The following is a 21171-nucleotide window of genomic DNA, read 5'->3' on the forward strand; positions in this document are numbered from 1 at the left end:
AATCAAATGGCAGAAGACTTTTATCGGTTAGCTGCCTAGAATCTCCCAAGTGAAAGTCTCCTGCTAATTCAGCACACATCAATCATTGGCCAAACCAAGATGAAGCAGATAAATTTCTGCTTGATATCAATCGTGCTTTACAAAAGCTCCCTAAACAGAAAACTTATCCAGTGATTCAATATTCAACAGAAGAACAATAAAAAAGCCTGCTAAAAGCAGGCTTAGGATATCAAAGTCGGCTTATGATTTACCAATCAATCCACGAGCTACGATTTCTTTCATAATCTCGTTGGTACCACCATAAATACGCTGAATACGAGCATCAACAAAGAAACGTGAGATTGGATATTCAGTCATATAACCATAACCACCAAATAACTGAAGTAAGTTATCAGATACCTTCATTTGCATATCTGTACTGAAACTTTTCAGTGCAGCAGCCGTTTCAACATCTAACTTACCTTCCATATAAAGCTCTACGTTCTGATTGTAGAAAGCTGCTGTTGCCAACTCATCAATCTTCGCTTGAGCCAATACAAAACGCGTATTTTGAAACTGCGAAATTGCCTGACCAAATGCTTGACGCTCTTTTACATAAGCAGTAGCTAAATCAATTGCACCACGAATTGCACCTAAAGCTGTAGATGCAATTGCTGTACGTTCACGAGGCAATTCTTGCATCAAATAAGCAAAACCAGAACCAGCATTACCAAGCAATTGATCTTTTGGTACTTTGACATTATCAAAGAACAATTCAGACGTATCTTGCGAGTGCAAGCCAATTTTATCGAGGTTAGTACCTTTCTTGAAACCTTCGAGATGAGTATCGACCAGTAGTAACGACACACCCTTAGCACGTGCTTGTGGATCAGTTTTTACTGCAAGAACAACAACATCCGCATGTTGACCATTTGAAATAAATGTTTTTGATCCATTTAGAATGTAGTGATCACCTTGTAGGATTGCACTAGTACGCATAGCCTGCAAATCAGAACCCGCACCTGGCTCGGTCATACCTATTGCACCAACTGCCTCACCTGATACCATTTTTGGTAACCAATATTGTTTTTGCTCTTCTGTACCAATATGTTGAATATACGGTGCCGCAATTTCAGAATGACAAGAAATTGCAGTTGATAATGCGCAATAACCCGCACGTGCAGATTCTTCAACTAACATTAATGAATAATGGGTTGGTACACCATAACCACCATATTCTTCTGGTACATCTACACAGAGAAAGCCATTTTCACCCAATGAAGACCAAACTGAACGTGGCATAATGCCTTCGCGTTCCCACTGATCATAATGAGGTGCAATTTGCTCGCTCATAAAACGTTTAAAGTTATCACGGAAGAGTTCCAAATCTGCATCGTAAGCTAACATCATTATTTCCTTTCGCTTTCATTGTTTTTAAAAATTCGATTTGCAGCCATGCTAATGATTTTTAGATTGGATGTCATGTTCCGTTTACATCAAATCACTAGACTGATTCGGTCAATAATTTTGTTTGCACTCGGCATAAGCAAACGCTAATTGTTTATTGATTAGACAGCTCCTCATATTTTTTTACGCTAAATACGTCACTTTTATGTCATATTCCTTTTATTGTTGGCGAAGACTTCTCATACGATCATGAATACAAAACGAAATATTTATAAAACTGTAGAACACCCCTTTGCTCAGTATGTTCGTATCTTGGGTAAAGGGAAAACAGGTTCTCGTTCGCTCAGTTATGAAGAAGCCTATCAAGCATTTAGCATGATTTTAAAAGATGAAGTCTTGGATGTTCAGTTGGGTGCATTCTTAATGCTTTTACGTGTTAAGGAAGAATCTGTCGATGAATTGGCTGGTTTTGTTCAAGCCACACGTGATCAACTCAATTTTCAGCCACTTGATGTCGATCTTGACTGGTCATCATATGCAGGCAAGCGTAAGCACTATCCGTGGTTTTTATTGGCGGCATTAACACTGGCTCATCATGGCTATAGAATTGTGATGCACGGCGCATCGGGTCATACCATTAACCGTGTTTATACGGAACAAGTTTTACAATACTTAGGCTATTCTATTTGTGAGAATGAGCAAGATGTCCGTAAACAACTTGAACAAAATAATTTTGCATTTTTGCCACTTGAAGCCATTTCACCAATTCTGAGTGAATTGATCTCACTCCGCAATGTGATGGGTTTACGTTCTCCAATTCACACCCTTGCTCGTCTAATTAATCCGTTTAACGCCAAAGCGACTTTACAGGCAATTTTCCACCCTGCTTATCGGACTTCTCATCAACACACCGCTTTTCGTTTAGGCTATCAAAATAGTGCTGTGATTAAAGGTGAAGGTGGTGAGTTTGAGCGTAATCCTGATGCCAAAACCTTAATTTGTGGGATTAAAAACGGCGAGCTATATGAACACGAGCTACCAAAATTAACACCTGACCGCAGCCCAATTGAAGAAGAACTTGATCTAGCAGTATTTAAAGAAGTTTGGCTCGGTGAGCAAAAGCATGAATATGGCGAAATGGCAGTGATCGAAACGATGGGAATTGCTTTGTATACCATAGGTGCTGTGAATAGTTATGATGAAGCAATGATTAAAGCAAAAGAGCTTTGGGACAATCGTTTTTAAACCAAAAAATAAATAAGGTGATTTTTTAAATCACCTTTTCTACAAAACTATATCTTTTTGATCCTAAAAATAAAATATATAAAGAGCAACCATTAAATTATTCGTTAAAGTAATCAGTATTTTATTTAAAGACATTACATCAATAATAGACAGCGTAATAAAAAGCGATGACTTTATTAAAATCATCGCTTTAAATACTACTTATATTAACTAAACAAAACGAATCGGCTTAAATTCAGGCTCATTTTTGTGATGATCATCATCACACTCTTCACCTTCTTCTTTCGTACCTCGGTCGATATAACCACTGCGCTGTTCTTTTGGTAAATTTTCCATTTCCCATGCATAAACAGCTTGCATACAAATTTCACGTTGCTCTTTGGTCAATGCAATACCATTTGGCCATTTACCAATTTCAACAGCAGTTTTCAGGCGCTCAACAATTTCAGGATTTAAAATAGCGAGCATTTGTTCAATATTCATGAGTCATCCTGTTGAAAAGATTCAAAATCTTGATTCCAGCCCAGTTTAGTACGGCAAGCCATATAAAAATCATAACCAGGTGGATGTAATAAGCTTAGTTTAAACGGATGTTTACGAATATGCACCGTATCACCTACATTTAATGCAACACTATGTTGTCCATCCGCACTCACCATCGGTAAGACACGATTTTCACGGATGGTGATCTTAATCTCACTTTGCCCACCGACAACGATTGGACGAGATGATAATGTATGTGGATGCATTGGTACGAGTGCGATCGCATCCATACTTGGATGCAAAATTGGCCCACCGCCTGAAAGCGAATAAGCGGTCGAGCCTGTTGGTGTTGAGACAATTAAACCATCACTGTGCTGACGATAGACATATTGCCCATCAATACTGAGCTCAAAATCAATCATATGAACCGATTTACCTGAGTGTAACACTACATCATTTAGGGCAATTGCATCATAAATGGTTTCGTTATTGGTACGGACTTCCATTTCGAGCAAGAAACGTCGATCTAGTTGAAATTGACCTTGTAGTACCTGATCCAGTTTAAAAATTGCTTCTGCCGGCTTAATATCAGTTAAGAATCCGAGTCGACCACGGTTAATCCCAATAACCGGTGTATTGTATCTGACTAAAGCACGTGCCGCATGAAGTAAAGAACCGTCGCCACCCACAACGATCACCAGATCCACCACTTCACCTAATAAATTACGGCTCACGGTCTGACCATAACTATAAGGTACAAGTTTGGCTGTTTCCTGATCAAAAACGGGATTTAAGCCTAAAGTGATCAAATGATCATGAATTAAACATAACGTTTCTACTACAGAATTCTTATCTGGTCGCCCAATTAGACCAATATTTCGAAAGGATTTATGTGAAATTTGCACGAATAACTCAGCTCCACCGCGACTATTGACTATCATATCATTAACAATCAAATTTTCGTTGATGATTGATTAAAAAGTATAAAAATGCCTATTCGTTGTTTTTCTATACGATTAATGTCAACACCTTCTGAAAGTTTTTATTGCATGTTGCTATTTATTCACAGTTTTATGATTGCAAAATGACAATAAGCTATCGCATCATTACTCACATTGTTTCGGTTTTAACGCAAGTCTATGAAGTGTGAACGTGGTATTGGTTTTCTAGCACTAATTTTTTCAATTTTAGTGATTGGTGTGTTTATTGCCTTTAGTATCTATCTGATCCGTTTGGATAATATTATTCGCAATAAATTTGAAGGTCAGCGTTGGGATATTCCAGCCAAGGTATTTGCTCGTCCATTAGAAATCTATGCGAATGCACCCATTACTCAAGATAATTTTGTCCAAGAATTAAAATTACTGGGCTATAAAAATACCACGAACTATGAAAAATCAGGAAGTTACATCATTCAAGGCAACCAAATGTATGTTCATACACGTGGTTTTGACTATGGTGATAGTAATGAACCTGAACAGGTGCTTGAGATTGCTTTCAATCAAGGTCAAGTTGGTGAAATTCGTTCCACTAAACCTTCTAGCACAGGCATTGCTCGTTTAGAACCTCTATTAATCGGTGGTATCTATCCACAACATAATGAAGACCGTGTCCTCATTAAGCTGAATAAAGTACCAAAAACACTAATTGAAGCGTTAATTTCAACAGAAGACCGAAATTTTTATCACCATCATGGTATTTCTATTCGAGGTACAGCACGTGCCTTAGTCAGTAATGCAACAGGTGGTCGACGTCAAGGCGGCTCGACATTAACCCAACAGTTAGTTAAAAATTTCTATCTTTCACCAGAAAAAACGCTCAAACGTAAAGTCAATGAAGCTCTTATGGCGTTGTTGATTGAGCTGCATTACAGCAAAGATGAAATTCTAGAAGCCTATTTAAATGAAGTAAATTTAGGTCAAAATGGTAATTACTCAATTAACGGTTATGGCTTAGCTTCACAATTCTATTTTGGTTTACCTCTGAGTGAATTAAATATTTCCCAACAGGCCTTTTTGGTTGGTTTAGTACAGGGTCCAACTTTATATAATCCTTGGCGTAATCCTGAAGCGGCTAAAAAGCGCCGTGATGTTGTATTAAACAATATGATGGTGATGGGTTATTTATCCGAAACAGAATATCAAGATGAAATCTCACGTCCTTTAAATATTGTGAGTAAACCAACTTTAGGGCCTGCAAAATTCCCAGATTTCCTTGATATCGTACGTCGCCAATTACGTACAGAATATCAAGAAAGTGATATTACCAATCAAGGCTTGAAAATTTTCACAACGCTTGACCCTATTGCACAGACACAAGTTCAAAATGCTTTTAAAGACTCTGTTGAACGTTTAGCAAAAGCAAATCCAGCACGTTTGAAAAACTTACAAGGTGCTGTGCTTGTTGCCCATCCTGAGAATGGTGAATTGGTTGCTGCTGTTGGTTCAACCCAAGATTTTACTGGCTTTAACCGTACACTAGACGCTAAACGTCAAGTCGGTTCGTTGTTAAAACCAATTATTTATCTAAATGCGATCGAATCTGGACGTTATACGTGGGCGAGTCCGATTGAAGATAGCGCTGTTAATATTCCAGTAGAAGGCGATAAGAGTTGGACACCAAAAAATTATAGTGGTGGTGAACACGGTGTTGTACCTATGCAACAAGCCTTGGCAAATTCATATAACCTATCTGCTGTTCGTTTAGGAAATGAATTTGGATTATCATCATTTTCAAATAAGCTAAAACAATTTGGTGTCAGTTCAAATATCCCAGCTTATCCATCTATCTATTTGGGTGCAGTAAATATGTCCCCAATGGAAGTACTTGGCATTTATGGCAACTTTGCAACAGGTGGTTTCAAATATCCTCCTCGCTCTATTCGTACTGTTGTTGATGCAAAAGGACATTTGCTTGAACGTTATAGCTTAAATGTTCAACAAACGATTGATCCTGCTGCTGCCTATATTTTGAACTATGGTTTGCAACAAGTTATGCGTTCAGGTACTGGACGATCAGCTTATGGCAGCTTACCTGAAACCTTAAATTTAGCTGGTAAATCTGGCACCACCAATGATACACGCGATTCATGGTTCGCTGGTTATTCAGGCAATCATGTCGCTGTCGTCTGGTTAGGTCTGGACGATAATAAAGTTACTGGTCTCACAGGTTCTTCAGGCGCATTACCTGTCTGGACCAATGTAATGAAACAGCTTCGTCAAGAACCCGTCAATCTTCGTCAAACTGACAATGTAGAATGGCAATGGATAGACAGTGCAACTGGTGATTTATCGGCGCAGGGTTGTGATGGCGCGATGTATATTCCCCTACTTCGACAAACTGTACCTCGTCGTGCAACCCTCTGCGGCCAATCACATTATGAAGTTGAACCAACCAATATCCCATCCGAGGAAGACACTCAGGGGGATCATTACGGTGATGGCAATACTAATACCAATTATATTCGAGAAAGTGAAAATCAAATGGACACCGATTTATCCAATCATAATTCTACACGTGTGATTTCGAGCGGTAGTTATAGCGGTGAAAACTAAGTTACAAGGATGATTGGATATGATGAAGAAAATAACGATTGTGATTGTTATATTGCTGCTTGCAGGTTGTAATTCAGCACCGCCTCCAAATAAAAAAGTGGTAATTAAATTGGGAGAACCGCCAAGTACGTCAAACACGCAGAAAAAGAAAACTGCTCCGCCCGCATCGAATGTAAAAATTACGCCGTATGAGCAGAAAGAAATAAAGCGTCAAAACGTACCAGTGGTTGTACCTGAGCAAAAAGTACAGCAAAAGTTCAATGATGGGAGTCAATTACCAGCATTTAGAACATTAATGCAAAAAACCCAAGTCGCTTATAAGCAACAGCAACTTGCGGAAGCAGAACGTTATGCTCTTCAAGCTCAACGTATTGCTCCCCAAGCGACCGAAACTTATTTGTATTTGGCACTGATTGCAGACCAACGCAAACAATATGCAAATGCGGAAGCTTTGGCACGTCGTGGTTTAAGCTATGCGCAAAGTAACTCGATGAAAAAACAACTTTGGTTTATTGTGCTCCGAGCGAGTGAAGCACGGAATCATCCAGTAAAAGCTCAAGAAGCTAAAAAAGCCATTCAAGCGTTATAACAAGTTTGATCAATTAATTGAACTAAATTGACGAATCCCTGCAAGCCCATAAGCATGATGTTTTTGGGCTTGTTCTAAATCTTCAGGTGCTACGCCACCTAAAGCAAAAACTGGAATATCACACTTCTGAGCTAATGCAGCAAAATCATTCCAACCCAATACTTTTACATTTGGATGTGTTTCAGTCGCTTTCACAGGACTTAAAAATACGGCATCACAACCTATATGCTGTGCATGTTGTAATGAAACAGCATCATGACAGGCTGCAATAAAACGTTTACCAACAATCAATTCACCTTTTTTAAGTGCCATTAATTGTGATTGTTTAAGATGAATTGTCTTCACTCTAGACTGTAGAACCATGTTCATATTTTGATAAATATCAGTATTTATTATAATTTTTTGTAATTGTTCATCAGTTAAAATCTCTAACTGCTGTTCAATCTGTTCAATTTCAGCTGTTGGGATGCGCCAATACATTTGAAAATTATGATGTGGTAAAGCATCAATTTGATCACTGATCTTAATCAAATGAGACCAGATTAAGCGTTCCAGAATTACAGCATTTGCCTTAGGAAAGTTTAAACTCGCTAGTTGATCGCGTTGATACCAAGTCCAAGGTTGATGAATTTGATTGAGCATTTCCTCAGGTACGTGTGCATGAAAAAGATGTAAATTAACAATAACATCTTCATATTCATGACGAATAATATCAAACGGATGCCACTCTTTTAAACCAATGCCTACTTCCTCATAAATCTCTCTACGACAAGCTTGTTCAGGTGATTCCCCTAATTCGACTTTTCCACCAGGAAATTCATGTTTATTACCTTGATGTTGATCTGCTTGTCGCCAACCCACTAACACTTTAGATTTATGCAGTAAAATTGCAATCGCAACATCAACTATAGCTTTTGCCATAACAGTCTAATATCTCTATTTTTTCACAATAATTTTAATGAATTTAACAACAATTTCACATGCTAAAAACATCAATAATCAATGATTTTGTAAATTCTTGAAATTTACATTGACAGGCCTATTCGATAATGATTATCATTTAAATCACTAAAAAACACACCACGGAGCATAACAAATGAACGCACCATTTAACCTATTTACACGTAGCACAGATGCAGCTCATTCATTGCCAATGTTGCATTCCAATAATCTTTTTGCCTTAGGTCGGGAAATACGCATAATGCATGCGGGTGAAGAATACCGCTTGCGTTTAACACGTAATAATCGTCTGATTTTAACGAAGTAATATAATAACAACCGCATAATAATAAACGTGGAAATAGCAGTATGTCAGCGCGTACTGCTTTTTTTGTTTGATCAAACAAGTGGGACCACCTCTTTAAAACAAATGAAGATGAGGTGAATCTGAAGATCAATAATTTGCTTAACTTAAAGGAACAACACGCAATACTTCTTCTAACGTGGTTGCACCTTCAATGACTTTGCGTGCACCTGCAATCCGCAGTGGCTCAACACCTTCTTTCTTGGATTGTGCTTTCAGATCATTCAGTGTGCCATGAGCACTAATAATAGACTTCAACTCTAAACTTACTGGCATAAATTCATAAATACCTACACGGCCTTTATAACCTGTATGGCGACATGCTTCACATCCAACTGCTTTATACATCGTCGTTGGCATATCCATCATATAATCAAAAGTAAGATGCTCCCACTCTTGTTCATTAATTGCCGTTTCTTGCTTACAAAGTGGGCAGAGTCGGCGCACCAAACGTTGTGCTAGAACACCTAAAATCGTTGCTGCAGTTAAAAATGGTTGTACGCCTAAATCATGCAAACGGGTCAGACTTGAAGGTGCATCATTAGTATGCAAAGTTGAAAGAACCAAATGTCCTGTTAATGCTGCTTGAATCGCCATATTTGCGGTGTCATGGTCACGAATCTCTCCCACCATGATAATGTCAGGATCTTGACGCATCAGTGCGCGAACACCATCGGCGAAACCAAGTTCGATATTTGGATTCACCTGCATCTGGTTAAAACTTGGTTCCAACATTTCAATCGGATCTTCAATGGTACAGACATTCACTTGTTCAGTTGCTAATTGCTTTAAAGACGAATATAGCGTTGTGGTTTTACCTGAACCTGTTGGCCCCGTCACCAAGATAATACCGTGGCTATGCTGTGTCAGTTGCTGCCAACTGTGTAATAAATGCCCTTCAAATCCTAATTGCTGAAAACTACGCACTAATACTTCAGGATCAAAAATACGCATGACCAACTTTTCACCAAAAGCAGTTGGCAACGTAGAAAGACGTAATTCCGTTTCTTGACCTTTCGGTGTACGTGTTTTTAAACGTCCATCTTGAGGCTTACGCTTTTCCGCAACATTCATACGACCTAAGATTTTAATACGGGAAATCACTGCTGTAAGCGTATTGGCTGGCATGTTATAAATAGTATGTAACACACCATCGATACGGAAACGTACCTTGCCTTTGTCTTTGCGAGGCTCCAAATGAATATCACTTGCACCCTGCTCAAAAGCAAATTGCAATACCCAATCAACCAGTTTCACAATATGCTGGTCATTGGCATCAGGGTTTTGTGTATCGCCTAATTGCAGTAAAGCTTCGACCCCCTTATTGTCACGGTCAAAAGCACTTGTGCCTTGAGAAGAGCTCACCGCTCGACTAACTTGATAATATTCAATCAAATAACGTTGTAGCTGTTCTGGATTTAATAGTACAGCTTCAACTTTTTTTGGGCTCAAACTTCTTTCTAAATTATTTTTCCATTCCATCATAAACGGCTGATCTGTACCGATTAAAATACGATCAGAGTGAACTTCTACTGCCAAAATATGATTTCGAGCTGCAAACTCTTGAGACATAACACTGGTTAATGCCGTCACATCAGCCTTTAGAGGATCAATGACAAACAAAGGAACATGCGATTTTTCAGCTAACCATAGACATAGACGATTGAGTGTTAAAATGGTTTCTTGATTTAATTGATCTTTCAGATTAAATTTTGCAACCCACTGTAAAGGATGCCACTTCAATTCATCTTTTTGACGATGTGTTGTTTGTACTAATAATTTATCCCGTTCAGTGATTCGTCCATCTTTTTGTAATTGTTCTAAGCACCAAAAAATATCGATTTGAAAATTAAACGTCATTGTTATACCCCAAGCTATTTCTATAATATAACAGAGATTTATTGAAATCTCCCAGATCATTTCATGACTCAATAATGATTAAATGCACTTTAAAAAACATATAGATAACTTAGCCATAAAAGTAAAAAGGGTTAAGATAGAGCGATGCATTTATGCAATTTTAAAGTATATAAATTCAACTCAATTTTGCCTAAACAATAACGATGATCCTCTAAGCGAAAGGATATGACATGACTGATTTACTTGATTTATCAATACAAAATACGGCTTTAAATCAGTTAATGATGATCTTTGCTGTATCGCTCGGTTGTGGATTATTGATCGGTTTAGAACGAGAACAAAGCAAAGCTAAACATAAGACCAAAACCTTTGCTGGTTTTAGAACCTTTGCAATTAGCTCTCTTTTAGGAACACTGTGCTTTTTATTTAATTTAGAAATAGGAATTACGGGGGCAATTTTAATTGGTGCTATAAGTATTGCATCACTTAAAAATCAACCCGATGATCCTGGTGTGACGACTGAACTTGCACTCATAATGACCTATTTCATTGGTGCTGTTTGCATATGGAATATCAATTTAGCTGCTGGGCTTGCAGTGACGCTGACCATTCTACTTTTTGCGAAACAATCACTTCACGGGCTCGCAAACCAGTGGATTAATGAAAGTGAATTAAGGGATGGCGTGCTACTACTGGCTTTAATACTGATTGCACTGCCCTTAGTACCTAACCAAGCATTTTGGGGACCAGTATTAAATCCCTATACAATTTTGAAATTATTAAGCCTCATACTATTTGTACAAGCATTAGCACATTTTGCCAAAAGACTTCTATCATCAAAAAATGCAATCGTATTTTCTGCTTTGGCATCTGGTTTTGTCTCAAGCACAGCAACTATCGCAAATCTGGGTATGGAAGTTCGTAACAATGGTGCGAACCCTCATGTAAATGCTGGTGCTGCCTTGATGTCCTGCGTATCTACGCTTATTCAAATGCTCATTATTGTTGCAAGCATTAGCTTGGCTTGGTTCAAAATCATATTTTTGCCAACTATCATTTCTACCATCGTTCTATCTATTTGGGCTTTATATTTGATGCGGACATCTATTGGCGATGGTGAAACAATCGCAACCAATGATAACAGCCGCATGTTCAGCTTCAAAAATGCCATCATTATTACTTTTGCCTTATCAGCAATTCAAGCCGCGGTATATGCTCTCAACCTTTGGCTCGGTAGTTCAGGTCTGATTTTAGGTACATTAATCGCATCTCTTTTTGAAATACATGCGGCAATTGCTGCAATCGTTGTCCAAGCAGAGCCTGATACCGTTCAAGCAACAACACTTATGATTGCATTAATGATTGGACTCGCTGCCCATGCTTTAGCGAAAAGTATCAACGCTGCGCTAACAGGAGGATATAAATTTGCTCTTGCTTTTATTCCAGCCCAAATCATACATATGACTGTGTTAATTATCATGCTCTGGATGCAGCAACACTAATATCAATGCTAATTGAGAGTTTCAAGCTTTAATATGTTGATCTTGTCATCGTCAACATTAAAACTCACATCGAACGTGAAAAACTTCATTTTATAAATTCGACTCGCATCATCATGATAAGCAGGCCGTGGATCTAAAGATAGAACTTGTTCTAACTCATCAAAGATTTTCGGCTGAGTGTCATTCTCTTGAATGAACTTGTGCTTAATTGATTGTGCTAATTCGCTCCATAGAACACGCTTTCGAATCGGCTCGTCTTGCGCATAGCCACTGACTGAATCCATCACAGCATCTGAATAATGGATATAAGGTTTAATATCCAAAATTGGAGTTTTATTGAGTAAATCACTTCCCGTCACATACATTCGAACACTCTTAGCACATTTTTCAACACGTAAAAAGCGAACGACCGACAGACCTATAGGAGATGGACGATACATACTCCTCGTTGCAAATACTCCAATTTTTTGATTACCACCTAATCTAGGTGGACGTACTTGTGGACGAAATTTAGACATTTGATTCAAGGAGTTATCAGTATTTTTATTATCATGGAATTGCCACAATAACCATAAATGACTGAAGTCTTCAATTCCCTCAAATGCCGAAAGATCATTATAAGGTTCTGACAACTCTATATAGGACTCCACCTGCACCAAATTTGGCTGTCTTGGAATACCAAATTTCTCCTGATAAGGAGAATGCATATAACCGATGATCGGCATGACCACAGAATTGCTCATCACTTTTTCTTATAAACACAATTAAATATATTCAGTTTATAGAGAATGATTTTAGATTAGAATAGCAATCTGTTTCTTTTAACTGTGATCGAGACCTTTAATGGCTGCTTTTAACGTTGAACGCATTACTCATGTTCACCACTGGAATGACACGCTTTTCAGTTTTAAAACCACGCGCGATACAAGCTTACGTTTTAAAAATGGTCAGTTTGTGATGATCGGACTTGAAGTGAATGGTAAGCCTTTAATGCGTGCGTATTCGATTGCGAGTGCGAATTATGAAGAAGAACTCGAATTCTTCTCAATTAAAGTACAAGATGGTCCACTCACTTCTATCTTACAAAAAGTACAAGTGGGCGACGAAATCCTTATTTCTAAAAAACCTACAGGTACTCTTGTACATGATGATTTATTGCCAGGTAAAAACCTATATCTGTTATCTTCAGGTACAGGACTAGCACCATTCTTGGCTTTATTACGTGATCCTGAAACATATGAAAAATTTGAAAAAGTGATCATGGTTCACGGTACGCGTTATGTATCAGAGCTTGCATACCAAGATTTAATCTTAAATGAACTACCAAACAATGAGTTCTTTGAAGAATTGGGTATCAAAGATAAATTAATCTACTATCCAACAGTGACTCGTGAACCTTTCCACACCCAAGGTCGCGTTACAACCGCAATTGAATCTGGTCAATTATTTGAAAAAATTGGTTTGCCACGTTTCAATCGTGAAACTGACCGTGCAATGCTTTGTGGTAGCCCTGCTTTCCTAAAAGACGTGGCTGCTTTACTTGACCAACATGGTTTAGTTGAATCCCCTCGTATGGGTGTAATGGGTGATTATGTTATTGAACGTGCATTTGTTGAAAAATAAACGTCAATAACGATATAAAAGAAACCGAGGCGATCCCTCGGTTTCTTTTTATCTCTCTGTACACGACAAATTTCATAGGGCCCTTGTCCTATCAGGCTTTTTCTTCCTTAAAATTGCGAGCACTTTCTTAAATTCTTCTTTTTTTCCAAAACCAATCAAACGTAGAATAGCCATTTGAACATAGTCCAAACCGTAGCGAAATAAACTTACTGAAAGTCGTCCATGCTTCTTTATTTTTATCGCTTTTTTTCGATCATGTTGCCATTCACCTGTTAAATAGCACCAACAGAAACCGATAGCTAGCACTGCTATCAATTTCTTGACTCGTCTAGGGTCTGTTAAACGAGTATTTTCAAGATTGAATCCACGTCCTTTGAGACAACTAAATAAGGTTTCGATTTCCCAGCGTAATGCATAATCACCAATAGCTGAAGCATTAAACATAGGAGAAACAACAAGTATCGCTATTCCACGATAGACGATGGCTAACATCAAGATATTGATATCTCGTTTTCCCCATTTCCAGTTAGTTCTATCCAAAGTTAATTGGACTTTATCGAATGAAAATATATTGAAAATTAACTGAGAAATTTGACGATAATCGAAATACTGATCTGCAAAGAAGCGTTGTATACGTCGATAAAATGATTGTGGTAAGCACTTGATGGGTAAGGCTTTAGATGCAGAAGAAAGATTACATGTCTGTTTTACAATTAATGCAATCATAATCAGTGTAAAACATTTTACATGTGACTTGTTCCACTTTAGATATTTGTTTTAAGATGAGATGTAACTCATTGAAATGTTTTATCATATTCGTCGTCAAAAAACAAGTATTATGCCATTATTTCAATGAGTTATCTTTTTTGTCGTGTACAAAGAAAAAAGCCCATTGGCATGGGCTTTTTAAATAATTACTTTAATTATTCATGTATGTATCACTGAATGCTTAACTCATCGTCTTTAGCAATGACGACTGAGGTAAGAATTGGAATACCCAAGATCACAGGAACTACAATAATCCACAAATCTGTGGTTAATTTGCTTGAGAAGAAGAACTGAATAACGATAGCAGCCAAGATAAGTACTGAAAGGAGGACAGCCATAAAGCGAATCGCAAATTTAAGAAGCATTTCTAATCCTATGTGATTGTAATGGTTAATTTGAGTATACGCCTTATATCACATTTCATGCATTGATTTTTCACTGTAAAAGCTGTATCTCAAATGAATTTTTAAATAATTGCCTAATGTAGTGTCTTGCTCTTCCTCTATGAAACAAATAGAACTTTAAGTGGGTACACTCCTCTCCATTACCAATCCGTAGCCTGTTAACTACTCGCTTAGGTTTCCCATCTTTTGTATCAAACCGACTCGTTCAACATACGTCTAAAATGTCTTTCACTTATATCAGTTTTATCTCCTAAACACTTGTGGGGAAAAGACAGAAATTTTCTATCCTACTAATAGTTATTTGAATACAAAACTTAGATCTCATTCGCAGTTTCTATAAAAAATGAGATAATAACCCTAAGTTTTAAATATTATTAAATACCTTTCATATTAATTTAATATAATTAACTTATTATAACTCTCCGAATAGAAAGATTGATCAAATAGGCATTTTCGGATCAATAACCAATCAAAAGAAATAAATATTAATAAAACCTATTGAATTTTGATTTAAAAAAATCATTATGTATCAATATTAGATCTCTTTCATAAATCAAAAAACGACCTATCTATTGCTGATTATTTGTACCGAAGAATCTTAAACATTCAGGCATAATCTTTGAATGAAATACATCGATTCAAAGAAGCTTTCTGAAACACAGTTTAAGCGATATACCGGCATATCATGGTCAACCTTTAATTTAATGGTTGAGCAATTGAAAATGCATGTTCCTGCCAAAGGTAGACCACCTAAATTAAACCAAGAAGATCAGATTCTCTTATGCTTAAGCTATTGGCGTGAATACCGAACATTATTCCATGTCGCAGCAAGTTATGGGGTGTCAGAGCCCACTGCTTCAAGAATCGTACACCATGTAGAGGACTGCCTCATCAAGTCCAATTTATTTAATTTACCAAAGCATTTGCCTGAAGGCGAAGGTATTGACTGGAATGTTGTGATCGTAGATACCACAGAAATTCCAATACAAAGGCCTAAAAAAACAGAAGAAAAGCTATAGTGGTAAGAAGAAGGCACATACTTTCAAAGTTCAAGCCATTGTTCATTATAAAACTCAGCAAATTCTGAGTTTATGCACAAGTCGTGGTGCTGTACATGATTTCGAACTTTTCAAACGCAATTTGAATCAGATTCCTGCAGGTGCCTTTATCCTTGCAGATAAGGGTTATCAAGGGATTTACACAGTGTATCGAAATAGCCTATTGCCCTTAAAAGCAAAAAAACGTTGCAAACTAGATCCTGAGCTAAAGCTTTACAATCAAGAAATTAACAAAAGAAGAATTGGCATTGAGCATGTATTTGGTAGTTTGAAAACCTTCAAAATCCTTTCTGAGCGATATCGCAATCGAGGAAAAAGATTGGGATTGAGATTCAATCTAATTGCTGGGATCTATAATTTGGAACTGAGTAAAAAATGATTTATGAAAGAGGTCTATTGTTAATTAATGTAATAATGAGTTAGAAGATGCCTCACTCAGCAATAAAATTCAAAAATGAAAAAGATTACTCATTTTTCTCCCAAACTGAGAATATCGGAAATCAATCTGAATTTATAGAACTTCATTTAGAAAAAAGAGTCATAAATCTACACTTTGGATGGATGTTGCGGTCATTGCAACATTTTCTTTTGGTTTCTTTAATAGCTTAAATAATGAGCTTAGAAACAAAATAATTGATTCATTAATGCTCATCAAAGCGAATCAACTCGAACCAATTCTCTTCCAAAGTTCAAATATAGTTGATGATAAAGGATTCTCACTTCATCACACCTTGATGTATGAATTAAACAATTTAAACGCTATAAAATTTTTATTTAATAAAGACTGGAATATTCATGAATTTAATAACGCATGCCAAATAATCATGAGAGAATTAACGGCATTTGAAATGAATCTAAGTAATCAAATTTCAAATTTACTAAACAATAATTTAATTTGTAATTTACTTATTTGTTCAGTAGATGTTAACTTCGATACCATTTACACCATTCGTTAATATCAACCATTTAGATTGCTAATGATCGGCAAATTCAAACATGAGATGCGACAGTTTCATAGCAATTTCATTTACCATATTATTTGTTAAGAAAAAATTAATAACAAATATTATTTGAGATAAAGTATTTTCGAAATTAAATTGCAAGTTTAATTATCCTTTTTTGAACTACGCGACATTCGCTCTTTTCATCTCTAAAGCTAATTTTCTGATATGCTACTGAACTAGCTGAATTAGAGTTTCATCAGAGGATAAGTGTAATGCTGAGTTGGTTTGAAAAATTAGTTGATCCTTACCCAACGAAAGATTTAAACAAACCATTACCGACTACTTTTTTTGCTTTTGTTTGGCAATCAACGAAAGGAGTCAGACCATTCCTCTTTTTACTTATTGCTTGTACAGCTGCTGCAGCGTGCTTTGAGGCATTATTCTTTTCTTATATTGGTAAACTAGTTGATTGGCTCACTAAAAGTCAGCCTAATACCTTTTTAGAAACGAATCATGAAAATCTAACTATTCTCATAAGTATTTTATTCGCAAATATTTTCTTCGTAAGTTTGCAATCTATCGTCAAACACCAAGTGTTATTTAGTAATTTTCCAATGCGTATGCGCTGGTTATTCCATAACTTATTGTTGCAACAAACCTTAGATTTTTTCCACACTGACTTCGCTGGCCGCTTGTCTGCCAAAGTTATGCAAACTGCATTAGCAGTTCGTGAGTTTTGGATGATCCTTGGTGACATGTTGGTTTATGTACTGATTTACTTTATTACGATTAGCTTTGTATTAGGCTCTATTTCACCTGTTTTAATCATCCCCTTGCTTTTATGGCTGATTTTATTTATCGCGATTGCCAGTTATTTCATTCCTCGTCTTGGTAAAGTTTCACAACAACAGGCAGATGCGCGCGCTATTATGACTGGACGCGTTACCGATGCTTATACCAATATTCAAACTGTGAAATTGTTTGCACATGCTGGTCGTGAAAGTCAGTATGCAAAAGAGTCCATGCAAGAATTTATGGTCACTGTTTATAAACAGATGCGCTTAGCTGTGAAATACCAAATCAGCATTCGTTTACTCAGTGCTTTTCTCTTTATTGGCGTGATTGGTAGTTCTGTTTGGTTATGGACACAAGGTCAAGCTGCTATTGGTGTAATTGCAGCAACCACGGCGATGGTTTTAAAACTCGATAGCCTAGCGGAATTCATCATGTGGCACATCACCATGCTGTTTGAAAATGTTGGTACCATTCAAGATGGTATGAAAACTTTAGGTAGGCCTATCCAGATTCAAGATAAAAAAGATGCAACTGAACTAAAAGTTCAACAGGGTGAAATTCGTTTTGAAGATGTTAGTTTTGCTTATAATCAAAAAAATGTAATTGATCATTTTAATCTTACGATTAAGCCTGGTGAGAAAATAGGTATTGTTGGTCGTTCTGGCGCGGGTAAATCTACCCTTATTCAGCTACTTTTGCATTTTTATGATATTAATCAGGGTCGTATCTTGATTGATGGACAAAACATCCATGATGTTACACAAGATAGTTTACGTGCAAATATTGCACTGGTCACTCAAGATACTTCTCTATTACATCGTACGGTAGCTGAAAATATCAAATATGGCCGCCCCAATGCGACTGAAGCTGAAATTCAACAGGCTGTCAGAAAAGCCAAAGCGGAAGAATTTATTCCACAGCTAACCGATATGAAAGGTCGTGTTGGCTTTGATGCCTATGTGGGTGAGCGTGGCGTAAAACTGTCTGGTGGGCAACGTCAACGTATTTCAATTTCAAGGGTTTTTCTGAAAGATGCACCAATTTTAATCTTGGATGAAGCCACTAGCGCACTTGACTCAGAAGTCGAGGCAGCCATTCAAAGCAGTTTAAATGACTTAATGGTTGGCAAAACGGTCATTGCAATTGCACACCGTTTATCTACTATTGCCCAGATGGATCGCCTCATTGTGCTTGATCAGGGCAAAATTGCCGAACAAGGTACACATGAGCAGCTTATTGCAAATGATGGCTTGTATGCTCAGCTATGGAAACGTCAGACAGGTGGTTTTTTAGTTGAGGAGCAAGTAGTGGCTCAGGACACAGAATAATGTTGTATTTAGAAGACTTAAAGGTTGGAGATCATTTCATCAGCCGTGAATATGAAATGACACTTGATGAGGTGAAACAGTTTGCTGGTCAATATGACCCGCAACCTTTTCATCTGGATGAGCAAGCGGCCGCACAGCATCCTGTTTTTCAGGGTTTGGCAGCAAGTGGATGGCACACCTCGGCAGTCACCATGCGTTTATGGACTGAATGTTTTCCTGTCGCAGGTGGTCTCGTGGGAACAGAATCCAGTTTACGCTGGCCCCGCCCAACACGTGTTGGCGATAAGATACATGTAGAAGTTGAAATTACGGCAATCGTGCCGTCTAAAACCAAAACCGATCGCGGTATCGTCAGTTACGTTACGCAAGCTTTGAACCAACATGGCGATGTGCTATTAATATCAACAACCAAAATAATGGTCTTTAGAAAAGCAGCTTAATTTTGGAGATTGGATGACTCTTTTGTCCAACAATTTTTATGATTGATTATTTTATTTCGTGTAAAGATATTTCAGACTTAAATGTTTAAAAGATATTGGCAAAATTGATGAGCGCCACGGAAAGTACATGCAAACAACTTCAACTCGTCAAGATCAAGGTATACCAGGCGTCTATGGCTTATTGCTATTAGATGTTGTTTCACGCTGGGGATATAGCGATGAAACCTTATTTGCTCCTTTTCATTTAACCAGTGAGCAATTAGCTGACCCAAATTATCGAATTCCTACGCCTATTGCGAATGAATTAGTTAAACATTCCTTGCGTTTAACAGGTGAAAGTACATTAGGATTTCACCTAGGTACGCAAATGCGTATTTCTATTCACGGTTTTATTGGTTATGCCATTATGACTGCGCATGACATTACCGATGCAATTGCACTTGCAAGCCGTTTCATTCAATTACGCTTACCTTTTTTACAACTTTACTTTTCTACTTTTGGATCTAAAGCAACCTTACAACTACAATGTGATATTGAAGTTGAACCATTACGTACTGAAATTATCTTAGGTTTAACGATTGGTATTATGACCATGGCCAAAGCCTTGACAGGAATTGAAGACTTAAAGAGTGAAGTTGATTTAGATTTCCCTGAGCCTGCGGGCTTTGATAAATATCGTGATAAATTAACCAGTACAGTACGTTTTAATCAGCCACATTTAATTTCGAGTTTTGATAAAAAATATCTCGGTTTAAAAATGGTCAATGCAGATCCAATTGCCAGCCAAATTGCAATTAATCAGTGTGAAACTGAACTTTCTGCTTTAGGCGAACGTCGTCGCCTTGCAATGCGTGTACGTGATATTTTAACCAATTCAGAACAGCATTATTTAAGCATCGAGAGTGTTGCTGAGCTTCTGCATGTGTCAGATCGCACTCTCAAACGTCAGCTAGCAGCTGAAGGTACATCCTTCTCTACCTTGGTAGATGAAGTACGCTATCGTCATGCAACATCTTTACTATCTAGAACAGATTATAGTTTAGAACAAATTGCTGATGAATTAGGGTATTCTGATGTAGCAAATTTTAGCCGTGCATTTAAGCGGTGGAGTGGACGCAGTCCGAGTAACTGGCGTAAAGACCCTTATTTGTAATATTGCAAAGTGCTTCATTTATAAACACTTTTGTTTTAACTAAAAAACCTGTATAAAGCCAAATAAAATGATACGACAGATTGTTTAAGGAGTTGTCATGAATCATCCAGCAGATTTAAAATATGCACGAACACACGAATGGGTAAGAATCGAAGGTGATTTAGTTGTTACTGGAATCAGTGACCATGCTCAGGTGGAGTTAGGTGATTTAGTTTACGTTGAAACACCAGAAGTCGGTAGTCATGTGACTGCAACAGAACAAGCAGGTGTTGTTGAATCAGTCAAAACTGCATCTGACATCCATGCACCTGTTTCAGGTACTGTCGTCGAAGTCAATACAGCACTTGAAGATGATCCAGATTTTGTTAATGAAGAGCCTTATGGTAAAGGTTGGATTTATAAGATTAAGCCAGACAATATGGCTGATGTTGAAAAATTACTTTCAAATAGCGAATACGAATCAGGTTTATAATTCTTGGAAATTTCTTCTTCGGTTTTTCTAGCAACAAACCGTCAAGGGTATGAGAGTTTTATAAAACTAAATACCTATAGCATTCCGCTATGGGTATCAGCTGAAGTTGTATCGAGTAATGAAATAACTACTTTACGTCGCTCAGGGTTCGATATCACAATTTTTACTCATTCTTTGGAACATACAAATAATATTAGAGTAGAACAAGCTATTTATTCTATTAAAGAGCACTATCCTAATTGCACTGTATGGGTTGGTTATTAA

Annotated in this window: 21 protein-coding genes and 1 pseudogene; 14 read left to right on the forward strand and 8 right to left on the reverse strand. The window is 37.3% G+C overall.

The window, feature by feature from the left end; genetic code table 11:
• Positions 1-240: 240 nt before the first annotated feature.
• Positions 241-1386 carry an acyl-CoA dehydrogenase family protein gene (locus tag M5121_RS12265; protein ID WP_249571339.1) on the reverse strand — a complete coding sequence of 382 codons (1146 nt, stop codon included), beginning with the start codon at positions 1384-1386 and terminating at the stop codon, positions 241-243.
• Positions 1387-1635: 249 nt separating this feature from the next.
• On the opposite strand from M5121_RS12265, the gene M5121_RS12270 reads away from it, so the two are divergent.
• On the forward strand, positions 1636-2631 hold the full coding sequence (locus M5121_RS12270) for a glycosyl transferase family protein (protein WP_249571340.1): 996 nt from the start codon (positions 1636-1638) through the stop codon (positions 2629-2631).
• Between the two features lie 210 nt (positions 2632-2841).
• Here M5121_RS12270 and M5121_RS12275 read toward each other — a convergent pair whose 3' ends face one another.
• Together M5121_RS12275 and M5121_RS12280 are read right to left on the reverse strand one after the other, a co-directional pair.
• Positions 2842-3114: a YeaC family protein gene (locus M5121_RS12275; RefSeq protein ID WP_005159772.1), complete on the reverse strand. Its 273-nt coding sequence runs from the start codon at positions 3112-3114 to the stop codon at positions 2842-2844.
• Positions 3111-4019: an NAD(+) kinase gene (locus M5121_RS12280; RefSeq protein ID WP_034601775.1), complete on the reverse strand. Its 909-nt coding sequence runs from the start codon at positions 4017-4019 to the stop codon at positions 3111-3113. The genes M5121_RS12275 and M5121_RS12280 overlap by 4 nt, the downstream gene beginning before the upstream one ends.
• A gap of 234 nt (positions 4020-4253) precedes the next feature.
• On the opposite strand from M5121_RS12280, the gene mrcB reads away from it, so the two are divergent.
• Both mrcB and M5121_RS12290 read left to right on the forward strand, forming a co-directional pair.
• Complete coding sequence (gene mrcB / locus M5121_RS12285) at positions 4254-6668, forward strand: penicillin-binding protein 1B (RefSeq protein WP_249571341.1); 2415 nt, start codon at positions 4254-4256, stop codon at positions 6666-6668.
• 19 nt (positions 6669-6687) lie between these two features.
• A complete protein-coding gene (locus M5121_RS12290; protein WP_249571342.1) occupies positions 6688-7257 on the forward strand; it encodes a tetratricopeptide repeat protein in 570 nt (189 codons plus the stop codon).
• Positions 7258-7266: 9 nt separating this feature from the next.
• Here the strand turns inward: M5121_RS12290 and M5121_RS12295 are convergent, their stop codons facing one another.
• A complete protein-coding gene (locus M5121_RS12295) occupies positions 7267-8178 on the reverse strand; it encodes a thiamine phosphate synthase (RefSeq protein ID WP_249571343.1) in 912 nt (303 codons plus the stop codon).
• A 175-nt stretch (positions 8179-8353) separates the two neighbouring features.
• On the opposite strand from M5121_RS12295, the gene hemP reads away from it, so the two are divergent.
• Positions 8354-8524: a hemin uptake protein HemP gene (hemP, locus tag M5121_RS12300; protein WP_249571344.1), complete on the forward strand. Its 171-nt coding sequence runs from the start codon at positions 8354-8356 to the stop codon at positions 8522-8524.
• A 138-nt stretch (positions 8525-8662) separates the two neighbouring features.
• Here hemP and tfpB read toward each other — a convergent pair whose 3' ends face one another.
• Positions 8663-10420, reverse strand: a complete 1758-nt coding sequence (gene tfpB, locus M5121_RS12305) for a type IV pilus assembly ATPase TfpB (protein ID WP_087546957.1) — start codon at positions 10418-10420, stop codon at positions 8663-8665.
• Positions 10421-10650: 230 nt separating this feature from the next.
• On the opposite strand from tfpB, the gene M5121_RS12310 reads away from it, so the two are divergent.
• The gene (locus M5121_RS12310) at positions 10651-11922 is read left to right on the forward strand and encodes an MgtC/SapB family protein (protein WP_249571345.1); all 1272 of its coding nucleotides are present in this window, start codon (positions 10651-10653) and stop codon (positions 11920-11922) included.
• Positions 11923-11930: 8 nt separating this feature from the next.
• On the opposite strand, the gene tsaA is transcribed toward M5121_RS12310, so the two are convergent.
• Positions 11931-12647 (reverse strand): tRNA (N6-threonylcarbamoyladenosine(37)-N6)-methyltransferase TrmO, encoded by a 717-nt coding sequence (gene tsaA, locus M5121_RS12315; protein ID WP_249571366.1) that lies wholly within the window; start codon positions 12645-12647, stop codon positions 11931-11933.
• A gap of 118 nt (positions 12648-12765) precedes the next feature.
• Between tsaA and M5121_RS12320 the strand changes: the two genes are divergently transcribed.
• Positions 12766-13545 carry a ferredoxin--NADP reductase gene (locus tag M5121_RS12320; protein WP_249571346.1) on the forward strand — a complete coding sequence of 260 codons (780 nt, stop codon included), beginning with the start codon at positions 12766-12768 and terminating at the stop codon, positions 13543-13545.
• Positions 13546-13617: 72 nt separating this feature from the next.
• Here M5121_RS12320 and M5121_RS12325 read toward each other — a convergent pair.
• Positions 13618-14356: pseudogene (locus M5121_RS12325) on the reverse strand (transposase).
• 127 nt (positions 14357-14483) lie between these two features.
• Positions 14484-14678 (reverse strand): hypothetical protein, encoded by a 195-nt coding sequence (locus tag M5121_RS12330; protein ID WP_004662441.1) that lies wholly within the window; start codon positions 14676-14678, stop codon positions 14484-14486.
• 662 nt (positions 14679-15340) lie between these two features.
• Between M5121_RS12330 and M5121_RS12335 the strand changes: the two genes are divergently transcribed.
• The 8 genes from M5121_RS12335 (at position 15341) to M5121_RS12370 (ending at position 21171) form a co-directional block, all read left to right on the forward strand.
• A complete protein-coding gene (locus tag M5121_RS12335; RefSeq protein WP_249571347.1) occupies positions 15341-15736 on the forward strand; it encodes a transposase family protein in 396 nt (131 codons plus the stop codon).
• Positions 15684-16154: a transposase gene (locus M5121_RS12340; RefSeq protein WP_249571367.1), complete on the forward strand. Its 471-nt coding sequence runs from the start codon at positions 15684-15686 to the stop codon at positions 16152-16154. Before M5121_RS12335 ends, M5121_RS12340 begins: the two co-directional genes overlap by 53 nt.
• A gap of 178 nt (positions 16155-16332) precedes the next feature.
• Positions 16333-16731: a hypothetical protein gene (locus M5121_RS12345; RefSeq protein WP_249571348.1), complete on the forward strand. Its 399-nt coding sequence runs from the start codon at positions 16333-16335 to the stop codon at positions 16729-16731.
• Between the two features lie 260 nt (positions 16732-16991).
• A complete protein-coding gene (locus M5121_RS12350; RefSeq protein ID WP_249571349.1) occupies positions 16992-18842 on the forward strand; it encodes an ABC transporter ATP-binding protein in 1851 nt (616 codons plus the stop codon).
• Positions 18842-19282: a MaoC family dehydratase gene (locus M5121_RS12355; protein ID WP_249571350.1), complete on the forward strand. Its 441-nt coding sequence runs from the start codon at positions 18842-18844 to the stop codon at positions 19280-19282. The genes M5121_RS12350 and M5121_RS12355 overlap by 1 nt, the downstream gene beginning before the upstream one ends.
• Positions 19283-19409: 127 nt before the next feature.
• A complete protein-coding gene (locus M5121_RS12360) occupies positions 19410-20435 on the forward strand; it encodes an AraC family transcriptional regulator (protein ID WP_249571351.1) in 1026 nt (341 codons plus the stop codon).
• A gap of 97 nt (positions 20436-20532) precedes the next feature.
• Entirely contained in the window at positions 20533-20907 is a 375-nt protein-coding gene (gene gcvH / locus M5121_RS12365; protein ID WP_249571352.1) for a glycine cleavage system protein GcvH, read from the forward strand.
• 3 nt (positions 20908-20910) lie between these two features.
• Positions 20911-21171, forward strand: a complete 261-nt coding sequence (locus tag M5121_RS12370; protein ID WP_241311330.1) for a hypothetical protein — start codon at positions 20911-20913, stop codon at positions 21169-21171.

Origin of the sequence: Acinetobacter sp. ANC5681, from assembly GCF_023488045.1 — a bacterium.
In the GTDB taxonomy this organism is placed as follows: domain Bacteria; phylum Pseudomonadota; class Gammaproteobacteria; order Pseudomonadales; family Moraxellaceae; genus Acinetobacter.

Excerpts from the sequence above, each read along its gene's own strand:
- M5121_RS12265 (WP_249571339.1), bottom strand. The coding sequence starts at position 1,386 with ATGTTAGCTTACGATGCAGATTTGGAACTCTTCCGTGATAACTTTAAA.
- M5121_RS12270 (WP_249571340.1), top strand. The coding sequence starts at position 1,636 with ATGAATACAAAACGAAATATTTATAAAACTGTAGAACACCCCTTTGCT.
- M5121_RS12275 (WP_005159772.1), bottom strand. The coding sequence starts at position 3,114 with ATGAATATTGAACAAATGCTCGCTATTTTAAATCCTGAAATTGTTGAG.
- mrcB (WP_249571341.1), top strand. The coding sequence starts at position 4,254 with ATGAAGTGTGAACGTGGTATTGGTTTTCTAGCACTAATTTTTTCAATT.
- M5121_RS12290 (WP_249571342.1), top strand. The coding sequence starts at position 6,688 with ATGATGAAGAAAATAACGATTGTGATTGTTATATTGCTGCTTGCAGGT.
- M5121_RS12295 (WP_249571343.1), bottom strand. The coding sequence starts at position 8,178 with ATGGCAAAAGCTATAGTTGATGTTGCGATTGCAATTTTACTGCATAAA.
- hemP (WP_249571344.1), top strand. The coding sequence starts at position 8,354 with ATGAACGCACCATTTAACCTATTTACACGTAGCACAGATGCAGCTCAT.
- tfpB (WP_087546957.1), bottom strand. The coding sequence starts at position 10,420 with ATGACGTTTAATTTTCAAATCGATATTTTTTGGTGCTTAGAACAATTA.
- M5121_RS12310 (WP_249571345.1), top strand. The coding sequence starts at position 10,651 with ATGACTGATTTACTTGATTTATCAATACAAAATACGGCTTTAAATCAG.
- tsaA (WP_249571366.1), bottom strand. The coding sequence starts at position 12,647 with ATGCCGATCATCGGTTATATGCATTCTCCTTATCAGGAGAAATTTGGT.
- M5121_RS12320 (WP_249571346.1), top strand. The coding sequence starts at position 12,766 with ATGGCTGCTTTTAACGTTGAACGCATTACTCATGTTCACCACTGGAAT.
- M5121_RS12330 (WP_004662441.1), bottom strand. The coding sequence starts at position 14,678 with ATGCTTCTTAAATTTGCGATTCGCTTTATGGCTGTCCTCCTTTCAGTA.
- M5121_RS12335 (WP_249571347.1), top strand. The coding sequence starts at position 15,341 with ATGAAATACATCGATTCAAAGAAGCTTTCTGAAACACAGTTTAAGCGA.
- M5121_RS12345 (WP_249571348.1), top strand. The coding sequence starts at position 16,333 with ATGGATGTTGCGGTCATTGCAACATTTTCTTTTGGTTTCTTTAATAGC.
- M5121_RS12350 (WP_249571349.1), top strand. The coding sequence starts at position 16,992 with ATGCTGAGTTGGTTTGAAAAATTAGTTGATCCTTACCCAACGAAAGAT.
- M5121_RS12355 (WP_249571350.1), top strand. The coding sequence starts at position 18,842 with ATGTTGTATTTAGAAGACTTAAAGGTTGGAGATCATTTCATCAGCCGT.
- M5121_RS12360 (WP_249571351.1), top strand. The coding sequence starts at position 19,410 with ATGCAAACAACTTCAACTCGTCAAGATCAAGGTATACCAGGCGTCTAT.
- gcvH (WP_249571352.1), top strand. The coding sequence starts at position 20,533 with ATGAATCATCCAGCAGATTTAAAATATGCACGAACACACGAATGGGTA.